At 57.5% G+C, this 15,862-nt stretch carries 13 protein-coding genes; 5 read left to right on the top strand and 8 right to left on the bottom strand.

All coding sequences use genetic code 11. From position 1 onward, the window contains the following. Window position 1: 1 nt before the first annotated feature. The 3 genes from AC2TCY_RS12190 to AC2TCY_RS12180 form a co-directional block, all read right to left on the bottom strand. Window positions 2-4,090, bottom strand: a complete 4,089-nt coding sequence (locus AC2TCY_RS12190; RefSeq protein ID WP_480847723.1) for a translocation/assembly module TamB domain-containing protein — start codon at window positions 4,088-4,090, stop codon at window positions 2-4. After that, complete coding sequence (locus AC2TCY_RS12185; RefSeq protein ID WP_480847872.1) at window positions 4,090-5,895, bottom strand: autotransporter assembly complex protein TamA; 1,806 nt, start codon at window positions 5,893-5,895, stop codon at window positions 4,090-4,092. Before AC2TCY_RS12185 ends, AC2TCY_RS12190 begins: the two co-directional genes overlap by 1 nt. Before the next feature lie 159 nt (window positions 5,896-6,054). After that, window positions 6,055-7,278 (bottom strand): urate hydroxylase PuuD, encoded by a 1,224-nt coding sequence (locus AC2TCY_RS12180; RefSeq protein ID WP_480847722.1) that lies wholly within the window; start codon window positions 7,276-7,278, stop codon window positions 6,055-6,057. 95 nt (window positions 7,279-7,373) lie between these two features. Between AC2TCY_RS12180 and AC2TCY_RS12175 the strand changes: the two genes are divergently transcribed. Then, window positions 7,374-8,297 carry a LysR family transcriptional regulator gene (locus AC2TCY_RS12175; protein ID WP_480847721.1) on the top strand — a complete coding sequence of 308 codons (924 nt, stop codon included), beginning with the start codon at window positions 7,374-7,376 and terminating at the stop codon, window positions 8,295-8,297. On the opposite strand, the gene uraH is transcribed toward AC2TCY_RS12175, so the two are convergent. Beyond that, the gene (uraH, locus tag AC2TCY_RS12170; RefSeq protein WP_480847720.1) at window positions 8,294-8,650 is read right to left on the bottom strand and encodes a hydroxyisourate hydrolase; all 357 of its coding nucleotides are present in this window, start codon (window positions 8,648-8,650) and stop codon (window positions 8,294-8,296) included. The two genes, AC2TCY_RS12175 and uraH, sit on opposite strands and share 4 nt — an antisense overlap. Window positions 8,651-8,814: 164 nt before the next feature. On the opposite strand from uraH, the gene puuE reads away from it, so the two are divergent. Both puuE and AC2TCY_RS12160 read left to right on the top strand, forming a co-directional pair. Continuing rightward, a complete protein-coding gene (gene puuE / locus AC2TCY_RS12165; protein WP_480847719.1) occupies window positions 8,815-10,233 on the top strand; it encodes an allantoinase PuuE in 1,419 nt (472 codons plus the stop codon). Beyond that, window positions 10,230-10,718: an ureidoglycolate lyase gene (locus AC2TCY_RS12160; RefSeq protein WP_480847718.1), complete on the top strand. Its 489-nt coding sequence runs from the start codon at window positions 10,230-10,232 to the stop codon at window positions 10,716-10,718. The genes puuE and AC2TCY_RS12160 overlap by 4 nt, the downstream gene beginning before the upstream one ends. A gap of 21 nt (window positions 10,719-10,739) precedes the next feature. Here the strand turns inward: AC2TCY_RS12160 and AC2TCY_RS12155 are convergent, their stop codons facing one another. From AC2TCY_RS12155 to AC2TCY_RS12145, 3 genes are all read right to left on the bottom strand, one after another. Next, window positions 10,740-11,726 (bottom strand): type I glyceraldehyde-3-phosphate dehydrogenase, encoded by a 987-nt coding sequence (locus AC2TCY_RS12155; protein WP_480847717.1) that lies wholly within the window; start codon window positions 11,724-11,726, stop codon window positions 10,740-10,742. Between the two features lie 51 nt (window positions 11,727-11,777). After that, complete coding sequence (locus tag AC2TCY_RS12150) at window positions 11,778-12,104, bottom strand: hypothetical protein (protein WP_480847716.1); 327 nt, start codon at window positions 12,102-12,104, stop codon at window positions 11,778-11,780. 80 nt (window positions 12,105-12,184) lie between these two features. Beyond that, window positions 12,185-13,018, bottom strand: coding sequence for a bifunctional allantoicase/(S)-ureidoglycine aminohydrolase (locus AC2TCY_RS12145; protein ID WP_480847715.1), 834 nt, complete (start codon window positions 13,016-13,018; stop codon window positions 12,185-12,187). A 165-nt stretch (window positions 13,019-13,183) separates the two neighbouring features. On the opposite strand from AC2TCY_RS12145, the gene AC2TCY_RS12140 reads away from it, so the two are divergent. Next, window positions 13,184-13,540, top strand: coding sequence for a hypothetical protein (locus tag AC2TCY_RS12140; protein ID WP_480847714.1), 357 nt, complete (start codon window positions 13,184-13,186; stop codon window positions 13,538-13,540). Window positions 13,541-13,557: 17 nt separating this feature from the next. On the opposite strand, the gene AC2TCY_RS12135 is transcribed toward AC2TCY_RS12140, so the two are convergent. After that, window positions 13,558-14,493, bottom strand: coding sequence for a 2-hydroxyacid dehydrogenase (locus AC2TCY_RS12135; protein WP_480847713.1), 936 nt, complete (start codon window positions 14,491-14,493; stop codon window positions 13,558-13,560). A 128-nt stretch (window positions 14,494-14,621) separates the two neighbouring features. Here AC2TCY_RS12135 and AC2TCY_RS12130 point away from each other — a divergent pair, with 128 nt between their 5' ends. After that, window positions 14,622-15,857: an acyl-CoA dehydrogenase family protein gene (locus AC2TCY_RS12130; RefSeq protein ID WP_480847712.1), complete on the top strand. Its 1,236-nt coding sequence runs from the start codon at window positions 14,622-14,624 to the stop codon at window positions 15,855-15,857. Window positions 15,858-15,862: the final 5 nt, after the last annotated feature.

Here is a 15,862-nt window from a genome sequence, read left to right as displayed (position 1 = left end):
CTTAATAGTCTCGCTCGAAAAACAGGCCGATACCGGTTTCCCCGCGGCCATCCACTGTGCCCTTAACGGTGAAATTGTCGGTAACATCCAGATTTAGGTTCACCTCGGTATCACCTTCCGTGTTGACGGTGAAATCCGTGTAGAGGTTATCGCTCAGGTAAGCGCCCGCGCCCAACCGGCCCGCTCCGCCTTCCGAGGTGCCGATGTCGACGTTGTCCAGCCCGGTGGCCTCGCGCACGCCCTTGGTTGAATCGCCGCCTGCGCCGCTTAGCTGCGCCAGCGATGCCGCCATCTGGGCTATGACAAAGGGCGACAGCTCGGAAAAGCGGTTGCCGAACAGGAGTATGGCCAGAGCTTCTTCGGTTGGGCGTTCAGGTTCGGAAAAAACTTCAACTTTGGGCGAATCCAGCGGTCCGGCGATTTCAATCGTTGCTGTTCCATCTGACGTACTGGTTGAGGATTCGAACTCGATATAGGGCGTCAGGTCCCCTTGTAGCGTCACCAGTCCTTTGGTCAGCGCCAAGCGACGACCAAGTATGTCGATGTTACCGCGAATAAGCTCGATCTGGCCGGACGGAACAACCGAAGCCGTTGTTCCGCCTATCTGGATACGGCCGCCCAGTTCCGCATTCACACCGCGCCCTCTCACAAAGACCGCCTTGGGCGCCAGCAGTCCGATGTCCAGCGAGATGCGCGAGTTGTTTTTGCTTTTCTCTTCGGTTTCGACCAGTTGCGCACGCTCGCGGGTTACAAAGCTGGCGTTGCTTTCGTTCACGTGCACAATCGGCGGAATAGGCGCCGCGCCAACAGCCCCCCCCGCTGCGGCGAGATTGATATTAGTCTCTCCGAAATTGATCTGACCGGCCAATGCGCTGTTGCCTGCAAGCGCTCCGCTCAGCGCGATCTGGCCATTCAACGTTGTATCATAAAGCAGGTCATCGGTTAGGACGAGGTCGTTGAGCGCAGTGGTGATCTGGGCATTGAACGGTGGTGTCAGGTCGACCGGTCCACTGACAGTGAAACCACCCCCTGCGCGTAGCCCGCCCTTCAATGAAATCGTAGCCCGGCTTTGTGCGATGTTGACCGATCCTTCGATCCCTTTGATTGTCTGTGTCACGCTAGGTACCGCTACGGTCGTGCCCGAGGTTGAAATGGTACCACTCAGCGCGTCAAGAGACGGGGCGCCCTTCAGGACAAGGTCGAATTTCGCTGTGCCGTCGATATTGTTGGGCGAAATGAAAGCGTTGATGATCCCGATATTCACGCCACCTTGCATGGTCAGGTCCGCTGTGCTGCTGCCTTCGTCGAATGTTCCGGCTACGGTGGTGTTGATCTGGGCCGGACCATCCGCTTTTGCATCAATTGTCCAGACGCCTGCATCTCTGCGGGCGGAACCGTTGGCCGATACTGTGCCGGGGAACTCGGGCACGAACCGCTCAATTCGGTTAAAACGGCCTTCGAAATCCAAATCTGCCGACCCGTTGGATTCGACTGTGCCGGTCAGATTGGCATAAGAACTGTCGGGGCCTTGCAGACGAGCAGAGCCTTCCAATCCCGACCCAGTTGGCGCGACATTCCCATCGAGCTTCATCGCGCCGGAGAGAGTAGGAGAAAGGCGCCCCAAATTGTCCAGTTCAGCTGAAAAATCCAACCCGCCTGCGTCGCGGTCCAGTTGACCTGACGCCGTGGCAGTCAGCGCAGTGCCGTTCAGGCGGAACGTGCGGATGTTCAGACCCTGATCGTCGTTCACCGCATCAACGGCCAGAGTCGTGCGTCCTTGGATTAGCTCGTCCACCAGTTCAATGCCAGTTGCGATGTCGTCGGCAGAGACATTGCCCTTTATATCGAAGAGCTTGCTTCCCTGAGCAGCTTTTCCGGTCACGTTCGCGGTGACGGACCCGGCCAGATCGCGCTGTGCAATTCCCGAAAACAGCGACAGGTCAGGTGCGTTTACTCGGGCCTGACCGTCGACGCTCAGGTCGCCGGTCAGATCGTCGATAGTCGCTGCAACCTGTGCGTTCAGGGCGTTGCCGTTCACCGTGGCGTTGCGGATGGTGATTTGATCACCGGTTCGGGCACCGTCAAGTTCAATTGCGACGCGGCCTGCCAGCAACGGATCGAATTTGGCCAGCCCGGTCTGGATATTGTCCCCGGTGACACTGGCAGTGCCATCGAATTCCAGCGATTGGACCGATCCTTTGCCTTCCAATTGTGCCTGAACTGCCCCGCTTAGGTTCTGTTGGGCCAGACCTGAAAAAATCGACAGGTCACGCGCATCGACACTGGCCTGACCGTCTATGGTCAGGTTGCCGCTAGGGGTCGTAACGTCACCGCTTGCCTGTGCGGTAAGCTCTTCGGACGTGATCGAAAAATCGCGGATTGTGATGCCGTCCGAGTCGCGCTTGCCGTCCAACGAGATTTCGGTTTCACCGTCGATCACCGGGTCGATGTCATTGCGACCCGTCGAGAGGTTGCTACCGTTCACCACCGCTTTCCCGTCGAAACTACCTTCGAGCGGCGAACCGGAGCCTTGAATACTGACCGAAGCCTTGCCACCCAGATCTAGCTTGGCCAATTCCGAAAACCGCGAGAGTTCCGAGGCCTGGAGCGAAGCCGACCCGTCAACCTTCAATCCGGTGGCCAGGCCTTTGATCAGTGCATCAGCAGCAAGCGTGTAATCGCTGCCAACCAGCTCAAAGCCGGAAAGTTGCAGCGATTGGTCAGCCCCGTAGTCGAATTGACCGTCCAGCGTCACACGGTCCCCTATTGCGGCATTCAGTGCCGGGTCGGACATATCTATGCCGTCCAGCGCAGCTTGCAGATCTCCGTCGATGTTCAGGCCACTGCTTTGGTCCAGTGTGCCCTGACCGGTGATCCGCGCGTGGTTCAGGTTCAATTGCTCGGCCACGACGCTGTTGGCCGTCAGGCTCAGGTCCCACAGGTTGCCGTTCTTGGCGTCGAACAACGCAGAGATCTGTGCCGCGCCGATGGAAGTCTCGCCACCACTGACCGGCAGAACGACGCTGTCGCCATCCGGAGGTGTGATACGGCCTTGCAGAGCCATTAGTTGCAGTTTTCCGCCCGGCGCGAGGCTGAGCTGGCTTTCCAACTTCAGCGCTTGAGAGGTGATTTCGATGTCGGAGATGTCCAATCCGCCATCGGAATGCGTCTGTCCGTCAACGAACAGCTTTGTATCCGTACCAAAGAACATATCCATGCTCTCGGCCAAAAACGGTGTCAGATCGCCGCCGAGATCTGCAGTGAACGCGATGCCGTCGCTTGCGCTGGCAGCTGCCGTCGGGGCGGCCCGCAACCGAATCTGACCTGTCACACGCGGCTGATCATCACTGCTCAGCCCGATATCGGCAGTGAAATCCGTGATGGGACCGGATCCTTTTGCCGCCAATCCGATTGGGGGGGCGTCGGGGATGTTCAGGGCCGTCGCAATCAGCCCGCCAGAAGCTTCGGCCACGGTCAGGTCGAGGTCGATCTGGCGACTTTCGTTGTTGAATCCGGCGGTCAAATCAATTGTGTCTCCCGCGCGGTCCAGCCTGTCGATATCCAGTGTTGTTTCCAGCGCTCCGTCGGCAAGGGACAGGTTTCCGTTTACCTGTAACTCGGCAGCGACACCGATAAGAGGTTCGCCCAGCGATAGATCGTCGATACGGAGCTCGCCGATCTCGATCGCGACCGGCAGTTCAGGCAACTGAAAGGGCTGCGTTTCAGCGGAAGGCGGCGGTGTGTCCTTGGTTGTCGTTCCCGGCGTGCGCGCGATGTCGATTTCCTGAGCCGTGAGGGCGTTGACCGAGAACCGTCCGCGGATCAGGGCCAGCCTGTTCCAGTCCAGTTCCGCATTCTTGATGGTCAGCCAAATGCCCTCGTCATCTGCAACGGTGATCTCTTGAATTGTGGCGCGTGAACTCAGTGCGCCCTGCAGGCCAATGACACGGACATTCTGATCGTCACCCGACAGGGTATCCTGCAGGAAACGTTCGATCATGCTGCCACCGTCTTCGTCCTGCGCCACAAGCGGTACAGGTACGGCGATTGCCACCGAAGTGAGCAACAAAGGATATACAGCGCGACGCATCAAAAGGCCTGTCCGATACCGATATAGAACTGTAACCCATCACCGGTACTACCTTGAACCGGGAAAGCTAGATCAAACCGCAAGGGGCCAAAACCACCCAGATCATAGCGGATGCCCACACCGGCCCCCGCGTGATATTCGGCCCCGCTGCCGATAAATGACGATGTGTCTACAGTTCCGTAATCATAAAATCCCACAAGAGAAATCGCATCGGTAACGCGGCCACGGACTTCGCCAGACAAGCCAATAAACGACTTGCCGCCCGCCACACCGGTTCCGACCGGAATGCCGAGGCTTTCAAAGGGTTGACCACGTACTGTACCAGCGCCGCCCGAGAAAAACAGAAAGTCCGGTGTGACGCCATCGGCTGGAGGCCCGATGACCGAGCCAACTTGCGCCCGGCCTGCCAGAACCAGTCGACCACCGGTACCCAGATCGTTGTAAACCCGACCGTCAACAAACAACCGGATGCCGGTGTCAGTCCCGGAAAGCCCGACGAACGGCATCGCTTGGGAATCCAGATAAAACCCTCGTGTGGCGCTTATCTTGCTGTCACGTTCATCCCATTCCGAACGCAACGGGATAATAAAATACCTGAACTTTCGTCCAGAGCCATAGGCGTCATCAGCGTCCGAATACTGAAAACCCGCTGAAGCCTCGGCATAGAGCCGGTCAGAGAATGTGCGCCGGGCACCATAAGCAAGCGACGCCACACTTACATTGTAGTTTTCGGTGTTGCGCCGTTCCAGCAAGGCGTTCCAGAACGTGCTGTCATCCGGGCCCAGCCTGTCGGGTTGATCAAGACGTAACCCGATGCGGCCATCAAGGTCCTCGGACCCGCCAATATTGCGGAGGGCGGCCTCGAATCGCAATCGCTCGGCCCGACGGAAAACATTTCGATGCGTCCATGTGGCGGTCACATCCACCCCATCGCGCGAGGCAATCTCGACGCCGAAAGTCAGGCGACGTGGGGGCAAATCTTCGAAGGTCGCGTCGAAGTCCAGTGTTCCGTCAGGGTTTGGTGTCTCCCGTTCCCGGATCGAGACAGTGCTGAATGTGCCCGTACGTCGCAGCCGCGTGCCTACCTTTTGCAGCTCCTGCGGGGAGTAGACTTCTCCAGACGGGAAGCCTGCGATCTTTTCAATGGACCGGTGGCGCACTTTGCTGTCGCCCTGAATGATCATCTTGCCAAATGTCAGACGTGGGCCCGGAGCCAGATCGATTTCGGCATCAAGCCGAGCTTGCGCATGGCGGGCAATGATCTTTTGGTCTTCGACTTCCGCCTTGGCATGGCCGAAATCTTTCCATCCCTGCACCCCGGCAGAGGTGGCTTGTTGAACCGCGCCTGTTGTTGCCAGTTTGCCGGTGGCGAACTCTTCCGGCAATTCAGTGCCCGGCGCCAGCGGTTGCACGACGGCTGTCCCAAAGCGGTAGGTTGGTCCGGGTGTAATGGAAATTACCGCACTTTTGAACTGAGCCGGAGCGTCGAGCGAACTGATTTTTGCGGCTTCTTGCCCGTCCAGCTTGATGCTGACGACCGGACTGAAATAGCCCTCGTCATACATGATCTGTACGATAGTCCGATAATCGGAAAGCGCTGCGGACAATATTTCGAGTGAGGTATCAAGCCCACGCGAGTCTGCGGTGTAGACCGACGAGGTTTCCTCTAACCGGTCAACCAATTCCGCCGAGGCGCCGGGGGCCGAAAGTGTGATTTCCAGTGCAGTGGCAACATTCGGGACAAATGTGACTGCTGCTCCAAGCAGCCAGTATCCCAGAACACCTCGCGGCCTGTTCCCTGTCATCGCGTAGTCCCAACTGCCCCAAGTCGAAATCTTTTTTGCCGCAATGAACTTGGTAGCGGCGTGTTTCATTCATCTTAGAACATCTGTTGGCATTCAGGGGAAGTACTTATCGGTCAGAGCAAAGTGATTTGTCTGCTATGTGATCCGCTGGGTCCGGTTTTACAGGCCGACACCCTGGACCCAGCGAATGATGGCTTCGCGGTCCTCTGGTTCCATATAGGTCACATTTGCAGGTGGCATGGCGTGCGTGACGCCTGCCTGAAGGTAGATTTGCTTGGCGTTGCGGGCGATATCGCCTTTGGTTTCCAGCAGAACGCCCTTGGGCGCCCAGAGAATTCCTTCCCAAACCGGTTCGCGCGCGTGGCACATGGAGCAGCGGCCCAAGACAATGTCATGTGCTTCTTCAAACCCGTCCGCGGCCGCAAATTTCTGTTCGTAAGGTGTAAGGGGCTGAAGCTCGGCCTCTTCCAAGGGCTTGTACATTGGGGCAGTCGACAACCACATGATAGCAATGAACAGCAGGGCAGTGACCAGCCAGGTCCAGGTCGGGTTGCCTGCACGGGCGTGGCGCGTGTTGAAATAGTGGCGGATGGTCACGCCCATCAGGAATACAAGCGCCGCGATAATCCAGTTGAATTCGGTCGCAAAAGCCAGCGGGTAGTGGTTCGACAGCATCAGGAACACGACCGGTAAGGTCAGATAGTTGTTGTGGGTCGAGCGCAGCTTGGCGATCTTGCCGTATTTTGGATCGGGCGTGCGCCCGGCCTTGAGGTCATCCACAACGATGCGCTGGTTCGGCATGATGATGAAGAACACATTTGCCGTCATTATCGTGGCCGTGAATGCGCCCAGATGCAGCATCATCGCGCGGCCGGTGAATATTTGGTTATAGCCCCAGCCCATGATCACCAGAAGCACGAATAGCAGCACCATCAGCATGGTCGGGCGCTCACCCAAACCGGATTTGCACAGGAAATCGTAAACCAGCCAGCCGATGGTCAACGACGCAGCCGAAATCAGAATGCCCTGCCACAGCGCCAGATCGGCTTTCTGCGCGTCGATCAGATACAGCTCTCCGCCGACCCAATAGACGATCATCAGCAACGCAGCGCCGCTGAGCCAAGTGGCATAACTTTCCCATTTGAACCAGGTCAGATGGTCCGGCATCCGCTCAGGGGCCACCAGGTATTTCTGGATGTGATAGAAGCCTCCGCCGTGTACCTGCCACTCTTCGCCGTCGGCAGGGCCGGGGATGTCGCGGTTCAAACCAAGGTCCAACGCGATGAAATAAAAGGATGATCCAATCCAGGCGATAGCTGTGATCACGTGCAGCCAACGCACGGCAAATGCCATCCAATCCCAGAACACGGCGAAGTCGTACATAGAAAGCTCTCCGATTGCTTGCCGTCACACTAGGCAAACGGGCTTTTCTTCGGTATTCCCGTATATTGTCAAACTGTATCAAAAAAAACGATAAGATGTCCTATCTCGACAATATCCGCACCTTCGTCAGAGTTTACGATCTGGGCAGCATGTCCGCAGCAGGTCGGGATCTGCGCATCTCGCCCGCGGTGACGTCGGCGCGGATTTCTCAGCTCGAGGATCATCTGGGCGTGCGCCTGTTTCAGCGCACGACTCGAAACCTGAGCCCGACGGAACAGGGCCGGGCTTTCTATCCCGGTGCAGTTTCGGTGCTGGATGCGGTGGATGAAGCCGAGGCGAAAGTCATACACTTGACCGAAGCACCGCGTGGGTCGCTATTTGTCGCTGCACCGCTAGGGGTGGGGCGTCGATTGCTTGCCCCGCATGTGCCTGATTTTCTGTCGGAATACCCCGAAATCGATGTACGCTTGCGGTTGACCGATCGGTCTGTCGACCTCACGACCGAGGGGTTGGATCTGGCGTTTTTCATCGGCCAACCTGAAGACAGCACCCTGCGCATCCGTAAAATCGCAGATTGCCAGCGAGTGCTCTGTGCTGCGCCCGATTATGTGAAAAAGCATGGGATGCCGGAAACCGGTGCGGACCTGATCTCGGCTGGGCATGAATGCCTGAATTTGCGTTTTCCGGGTGCAACCGAGTTTCAGTGGCAGTTGGAAACGCCCGAGGGCCCCAAGCGTTTCGCTGTGTCGGGGAGGTTTGAATGTGACGATGGGGATGTGTTGACCGATTGGGCCTTGTCCGGCCAAGGCATAGCGATGAAGCCCATGTTCGAGGTGTCCGAGCATCTGAAAACAGGAAAACTTGTTGCGGTAGCAACGGAAACCCCGCCGGTTTCAGTGCAAATGGCATGCCTCTACACCCACCGCCGCCATCAGGACCCCAAGGTGCGTTTGTTCATGGACTTCATGATTTCGCGCATCAGCAAAGTTGTGAAAAGCGTCGAAGCCAAAGCTGGTTAGCTGCCGCGATACGTTGAATACCCATAGGGGGATAACAGCAGCGGCACATGATAGTGGGCGTCAGGGTCGGACATACCAAACCGGATCGGTACCTCGTCCAGGAAGAGTGGATCGTCCCCGTCCTGACCGGTTGCGCGCAGATAGTCCCCGGCAAAGAAGATCAACTCGTACGTGCCGGTTTTGAAGTCTTCCAGCGGCAAGATCGGGCTGTCAGTGCGACCGTCAGCGTTGGTCTCCATCTCTATCAGCTTCCGGTGAGAATCTCCGGACACCTCATATAGCACGATTTTCAGCCCCTGGGCCGGACAGCCGCGCGCCGTATCCAGAACATGGGTCGTCAGATAGCCTGCCACGGTCATCTCCTTTGATTTGCTTTTTTGGTTTGCCACAGTCTGGAACAAACATCAAAACAGAGGAAATGCCGAAAGAACCGGAAACACCGTTCGGATTGATTTGATAATCAAACGTGTGTTTCTAATGTAAGGCTGTCGAAACCCAAACCGGAATGGAAGACAACATGCAGCCCCCTCGATATCCTCGTGACATGATCGGATACGGCGCTAACCCGCCCGACGCACAATGGCCGGGGGGCGCAAAGCTGGCCGTTCAGATTGTGCTGAACTACGAAGAGGGGGGCGAAAACTGCGTTCTTCATGGTGATGCCGCATCCGAAGCATTCTTGTCTGAAATCGTGGGCGTGGCGCAATGGCCCGGCCAGCGCCATTGGAACATGGAATCGATCTATGAATATGGCTCACGCGCCGGGTTCTGGCGGTTGCACCGGCTGATGAAAGACCTTCCGGTCACCGTTTATGGTGTTGCAACGGCTTTGGCGCGCTCACCGGATCAGGTGGCCGCGATGAAATCCGCCGGGTGGGAGATCGCCAGCCACGGTCTGAAATGGGTCGAATACAAGGACATGCCCGAAGAGGAAGAGCGCGCCCAGATCGACGAAGCGGTTCGCCTACATACCGAGGTTGTGGGCGAACGGCCCCGAGGTTGGTATACGGGGCGCTGTTCGGAAAACACGGTCCAACTGGTGGCTGAGGAAGGGGGGTTCTCCTACGTCGCTGACACTTATGCCGACGATTTACCCTATTGGATGCGGATCGGCGCGCGGGATCAGCTGATTGTTCCATATACATTGGATTGCAATGACATGCGCTTTGCCACGCCTCAGGGGTTCAATTCCGGTGACCAGTTCTTTGCGTATCTGAAAGATAGTTTCGATGCGCTTTATGCGGAAGGCGAGGCTGGAGCCCCCAAAATGCTATCTATCGGTCTGCACTGCCGTTTGATCGGGCGACCGGGCCGCGTGATGGCTCTGAAGCGTTTTCTGGACTATGCGCAAGGGTTCTCCGACGTCTGGTTTGCCACGCGATTGGAAATCGCCCAGCACTGGGCAACGACGCATCCAGCCACGACACGAGTAAGGCCATCGCATATGGATAAGGATGCCTTTGTTTCTACCTATGGCGGGGTTTTCGAACATTCGGCCTGGATTGCCGAGCGTGCATTCAACCTTGAGTTAGGACCGGCGCATGATACTGCCGGCGGGCTTCACAATGCCCTAACCCGAATGTTCCGCACTGCGTCCGAGGACGAGCGGTTGGGCGTACTGACCGCACACCCCGACCTTGCCGGCAAGTTGGCGCAAGCTAAACGGTTGACGCAGGAAAGCACGTCCGAGCAGGCTTCGGCCGGTCTGGATGCTCTGACAGATGACGAAAGAGAGACGTTCACGAAACTGAATACGCAATATGTGGAAAAATTTGGTTTCCCTTTCATTATCGCCGTTCGGGACCATGACAAAGCTTCGATCCTGCAAGCCTTTGAACGACGGATTGATCAGGGTCGCGAGACGGAATTCGCCGAGGCCTGCCTCCAGGTCGAACGTATTGCTGAGTTTCGGTTGAGAGATTTGTTGCCGTCATGACGCGGCGGGTCGTGATTGAGCTGATTTCCGCGGAAGCATTTGCGCCATTTGGGGATCTTGTCGAGGTGTCTGGTGCGCCGGACAAGATTATCAATCAAGGGCAATGCGGGCGGTACCATGACCAGGCTACGCTGGATTTTGGCGATGGTCGCGCCGGGATCAGCCTGTTCGATGCCAACCCTCGCGCGCTACCCTATCACCTCGACATGGTCGAGCGACACCCGGACGGCAGCCAAGCCTTTATCCCGATGACGCATCAGGCGTTTCTTGTCATTGTTGCGCCGGATGACGGAGGGAAGCCGGGTCAACCACGCGCCTTTGTGACCCAACCGGGGCAGGCAGTGAATTATCATCGTGGAACATGGCACGGTGTCCTGACGCCGCTGCACGGACCAGGGTTGTTTGCGGTTGTTGATCGGATCGGTGACGGGGCAAATCTGGAGGAACATTGGTTTGATGTGCCTTACGAGGTCGTTGCGAGCTGAGGCTAGGTTTCTCCCGGTCGGTCAGCTATTGGCCATCAGCCGGGCAACATCCAGCATGCGAGCAGAGAAGCCCCACTCATTGTCGTACCACCCAAAGATTCGAACTTGATTCTCTCCGACCATGCGTGTTTCGGGGCCGGCGATGACAAGGGATTCCGGACGTGTGCGCAGATCAGAGGATACCAGCGGCAGATCGGTCCATCCCAGAACAGGTGATTGGTCGATGGTTTTGCGTAGGGCTGACAGCAAGGCCGCAGGCGCCATACTGCGTTCAAGCGTCACCACGAGATCCACCGCCGAAACGCTGGCTGTAGGGACACGGACAGCCGCACCCGAGATGCGCCCTGCAAGGTGGGGCAGGATCTCGTCAATCAGATGCGTGGCGCTGGAGGTCGTGGGCACCATAGACAGTGCACCGGCCCGCGAACGGGCCAGATCACCGCGTGGTGCGTCGACCATCGGTTGGCTGTTGGTATAGCAATGGATGGTCGTCATGTGGGCGGTGGCGACGCCGCCGATCTGGTCCAGAACCGAGACCAGCGGAGCCAATCCGTTGGTGGTGCAGGATGCGTTTGATACGATCCGTGCATTGCCCAGTTTATCTTCGTTTGCGCCCAGAACGACAGTGACTTCGGCCGCTGGGGACGGGCCTGAAATCAGGATTTTGCCAGCGCCAGCCGTCAGCCCCTGACTGGCCACATCCGATGTTCGCGCGATTCCAGTGCAATCCAACAGGACGTCAACATCTGAAAGATCAACACGCGTCAAATCCTGAATGTGTGTCATTGGAAAGCTGCGCCCGCCGACCTCCAACGCCTCGTTTCCCTGCACTACATCACCGGGGTAGGGGCCAAAGGTGCTGTCGTATTTGAAAAGATAGGCGCAGGTCTCCAGCGGCGCGATATCGTTGATCAGCACCACTTCGATATCCGTGTCCTGCGGCAAGGCCAGAACCTGCCGAAGGATCGTGCGGCCTATACGGCCGAATCCGTTGATCGCGAGTTTCATGTGCAAGCTATGGCAGGCTGCACCGCTGACCTCAATGCCAGTTGACCAGACTTATGAACCGCAGCTGACTTGCGAGAAAAACTGGCCGGAAATGTTCTGGTACATGCTGGAAAAGATCACTTTGCACCCGGTTGCTTTCTGAATCGCAGCGATAGCCTGCACCGTGCGCAAGCGCGGCGGTGGACCAAACGGGTTCAGGTTGTTGTTATCACGCGTCGCCCTGTACACGACTGGTTTGTCCGACACCTGAGTTATCGCCCAAGTGCGGCTGAGGACGTTGACGGTTTTGGTTTCTTCCTTGGCTACAACGGGTGCCGCGACAATGGCTGTCAGACCAATCGCGGTTGCCAGAGCCAGAGGTGCTAAGCGCAGTCGCATCAAAAATCTCCAGTGCTGAAAATCTGATCTGATTTCAACAGATTCAGCCGCTTCTGTGAAGCCCTGATGCGATTTACCCCTTAACGCCCCGAAAGTGACAGCGGCATGTGGCGGTTCACATCCTTGTACAGAAGGTAGCGGAATCGTTCGGGTCCTCCTGCATAGCACGCCTGCGGGCAGAAGGCGCGTAGCCACATGTAATCGCCGGCCTCAACTTCGACCCAGTCCTGATTGAGACGGTAGACAGCCTTCCCTTCGAGTACGTAAAGGCCATGTTCCATCACGTGGGTCTCGGCAAACGGGATCACACCGCCGGGTTCGAACGTGACTATGTTCACGTGCATGTCGTGGCGAAGGTCCTGCGGATCGGCAAATCGGGTGGTGGCCCAGCGTCCTTCTGTACCCGGCATCGGCGTCGGGGCGATATCGCGTTCGTTTGTGATGATGGGGTCAGGTACTGACAGGCCGGGGACAGCTTCGTAGGCCTTTCGGACCCAATGAAAACGGGTGACTGCATCGGCACGGTTACGCAGGGTCCAATCACTGCCCGGCGGGATGTAGGCATACCCGCCCTCTGCCATAATGTGCTCTTCGCCGTTCAATGTCAGCGTGACGACACCTTCGACAACAAAGATAACGCCCTGCGCCTTTGGGTCGGTCTCCGGCGTGTTGCTGCCACCGCCGGGCTGAACTTCCATGATGTACTGGGAAAAAGTCTCGGCAAATCCACTGAGCGGACGGGACAGAACCCAGAGCCGTGTGCCTTCCCAAAAAGGCAGGAGGCTGGTGACGATGTCGCGCATCGTGCCTTTGGGGATGACCGCGTAGGCTTCGGTAAACATGGCGCGGTCGGTCAAAAGCTGGGTTTGATCAGGGTGTCCGCCGCTGGGCGCATAATAAGTGGGGTGTACCATCATAGCCTCGGAATTCTGTTTCGGGCACTATGGAGGGATCGCGGCGCCGGGCCTAGCATCGGCATCACGATAGGTTTGTTCGGGATTATTTGAAGGTGGGCTTGGCCCCCCTCGTCGCGCGGTATATCCTTGGTTGCAAATTGATTTCTGAATAGCGAGGCAAAGATGAAGGCCCGGAACATTATTACAATGGCGACACTGGCGGTGTTTGCAGCCGCGGGTACGGTTCAAGCTAAGTCGCTTTCGCGAATCATCGCGGAAATGGGGTTGAGCCCGGCAGATTTCGAAGTGGTAAACGCGACTTCGAACGCTATGCTTTCGAGCGGCACCCCAAGCGTTGGAAAAGAGAGTAGCTGGGTCAACGAGGATACCGGCTCGAAAGGAACGATCCGAGTGCAGAATGTGCAGAACAATTGCGTCATTCTGCAGCATTTCGTTCAACCTGCCGGGGCTGATGCGTCCCGCGAGATCAGAACGCGGCGCTGTAAGGATGCAAGTGGTAACTGGTTGTTGGCCCCGTAACCGCGCCAGAGTCCGGATCAGTACCCGCGCGCCCTGTCCACTTCGTGCAGCAAAGGGGCACCGGCCATCAGGTTCTGAAAGTTCTGGGCAACGTCTGACAGAGCATCACCGAGATACCAGCCGGACACGTGGGGCGTGATCGTGACGCCCGGATGGAGCCAGAGAGGACTGTTTGAGGGTAAGGGCTCCTGACTGGTTACATCCAGAACTGCATGACCCGGGGTACCAATGTCCAGTGCCGCAACAAGCGCACCTTCGTCAATCAGATCTCCGCGCCCAGCATTCAGCAGCTGGCTGCCAGGTTTCATCCGCGCCAGCATGTCAGAGTCAAACATTCCGATCGTGTCCGGCGTCGAAGGCAGTATTGCACAGACATGATCGCATTCGCCTAACATTTCCGGCAGGGTATCCAAGCCGTGGAGACACGTGACTCCGTCTATCTGTTTTGGCGAACGGCTCCACCCCAGAACCTTGAAACCCACAGCGTGCATCATACGAGCCGTGCGACCACCGATGTGGCCCAAACCCAAGACACCGACAACGGTTTCAGGCGAAAATATAGGCGCTTTGGGTACCCATTCAGCCCGCTTTTGAGCGGCTTCATGAAACGCCATTTGGCGTTGGGTGCGCAGGACATAAGCAAGGAACCACTCGGCGATGCCTTGCGCCGGTGCATCGGGCTTCAGGCGGGTGATGCGCATGTTGTCGGGCAGGGCAGGGTTGCCGAGAATAGTCTCCACGCCGGCACCCAACTTTTGCACAAGTTTCAGATTGGGAAGCTTCGTCAGGTGATCGTCGCGCAGACCAACAACCGCGACCATTGTGATCTCATCGGCATTGCCAATTGTATCGGGCGTTCGCACGTCCAGATCGGGGGCCGTTTTGCGAATTTCACGGGCGATGTCTGCATCGCTCATCCAGTCGGACAATCCGGCATCAATCAACAAAGCCATCTTTTGGCTCCTTCTTTTCAAAATGGGCAGAGTGACGTTCCGTCACCCAACTGGACAGTGTGCGGGCAGCTAAGCCATCCTTTTGCCAAAGGTAAAGCCCACCAAGGGCCTCCGAGGAGGATTTCGCGATGACCATGACATTCGGACTGCGCGAGGAAAACCGCGCTTTGCTGCAACGCGTGGCGGATATGATCCGTGCAGAGATCATGCCTTTGGAGCAGGAATACCAGGCCGAGGTCAACAAGGGTGACCGCTGGCAGTACACTCAGCGGCAGACCGAGATCCTCGAAGGGCTCAAGTCCAAGGCCAAGACCGCCGGGCTTTGGAACTTTTGGCTGACGGACAGCGATAAAGGATACGGCCTGTCCACAGTCGAATACGCCTATTTCGCCGAAGAGATGGGCAAGACACCCTTAGGCGCCGAGGTCTTCAATTGCTCAGCTCCGGATACCGGCAACATGGAGGTGTTCGAACGTTTCGGAACCGAGAAGATGAAAGAGCAATGGCTTTGCCCTTTGCTCGACGGTCAGATCAGGTCGGCCTACCTGATGACTGAACCTGACGTCGCTTCTTCAGATGCGACCAATATAGCGATGAGTTGCGTGAGGGACGGCGGCGAATATGTGCTAAACGGCGAGAAATGGTGGGCGTCCGGGGCCGGTGATCCGCGGTGCAAGGTCTATATCGTGATGGTCAGAACCGCCGGGGACGAACAACCGAAACACAAGCGTCAGTCGATGATCGTGGTACCTGCCGACACGCCGGGGATCGATGTTCTACGCCCTATGGAAGTCTACGGCCACGACGATGCGCCCCATGGGCATATGCATATCCGGTTCTCAGATGTCCGGGTCCCCGCCGAGAATATATTGCTGGGCGAGGGGCGCGGCTTCGAGATCGCGCAGGGCCGTCTGGGGCCAGGGCGCATTCACCACTGCATGCGAGCTATCGGACAGGCAGAGATCGCGCTGGAACAGATGTGCAAGCGGTCGCTGCAGCGTGAGGCATTCGGCAAGAAACTGGCGCATCTGGGCGCCAATTTCGACAACATCGCGGAATGTCGGATGGAAATCGAAATGGCGCGTCTGTTGTGTCTCAAGGCGGCTTGGTACATGGATCAGGGCGATGCGCGCGCTGCGGCCCCCTGGATCAGCCAGATCAAGGTCATCGCACCGCGTGTCGCCCTGAAGGTGATCGACGAGGCCGTTCAGATGTTCGGAGCACAAGGGATAAGTCAGGATATGCCTCTGGCCAACGCCTGGACCCATGTCCGTACGCTGCGGTTGGCCGATGGGCCGGACGCGGTCCATCGCCGGCAGGTGGCCCGGGCCGAATTGAAGAAACACACGCAGGAAAAGGTCTAAAGCGA

The sequence above is a fragment of the Ruegeria sp. HKCCD7181 genome (assembly GCF_057221055.1).
Note: the sequence above shows the minus strand (reverse complement) of the source record. Positions and strands in the feature narration are given on the sequence as shown.

Coding starts and splice junctions, on each gene's coding strand:
- AC2TCY_RS12180 (WP_480847722.1), bottom strand. CDS start 7,278: ATGTACGACTTCGCCGTGTTCTGGGATTGGATGGCATTTGCCGTGCGT.
- AC2TCY_RS12185 (WP_480847872.1), bottom strand. CDS start 5,895: ATGACAGGGAACAGGCCGCGAGGTGTTCTGGGATACTGGCTGCTTGGA.
- AC2TCY_RS12135 (WP_480847713.1), bottom strand. CDS start 14,493: ATGGCTTTGTTGATTGATGCCGGATTGTCCGACTGGATGAGCGATGCA.
- AC2TCY_RS12140 (WP_480847714.1), top strand. CDS start 13,184: ATGAAGGCCCGGAACATTATTACAATGGCGACACTGGCGGTGTTTGCA.
- AC2TCY_RS12160 (WP_480847718.1), top strand. CDS start 10,230: ATGACGCGGCGGGTCGTGATTGAGCTGATTTCCGCGGAAGCATTTGCG.
- AC2TCY_RS12175 (WP_480847721.1), top strand. CDS start 7,374: ATGTCCTATCTCGACAATATCCGCACCTTCGTCAGAGTTTACGATCTG.
- AC2TCY_RS12145 (WP_480847715.1), bottom strand. CDS start 13,018: ATGGTACACCCCACTTATTATGCGCCCAGCGGCGGACACCCTGATCAA.
- AC2TCY_RS12130 (WP_480847712.1), top strand. CDS start 14,622: ATGACCATGACATTCGGACTGCGCGAGGAAAACCGCGCTTTGCTGCAA.
- AC2TCY_RS12190 (WP_480847723.1), bottom strand. CDS start 4,090: ATGCGTCGCGCTGTATATCCTTTGTTGCTCACTTCGGTGGCAATCGCC.
- AC2TCY_RS12155 (WP_480847717.1), bottom strand. CDS start 11,726: ATGAAACTCGCGATCAACGGATTCGGCCGTATAGGCCGCACGATCCTT.
- AC2TCY_RS12150 (WP_480847716.1), bottom strand. CDS start 12,104: ATGCGACTGCGCTTAGCACCTCTGGCTCTGGCAACCGCGATTGGTCTG.
- puuE (WP_480847719.1), top strand. CDS start 8,815: ATGCAGCCCCCTCGATATCCTCGTGACATGATCGGATACGGCGCTAAC.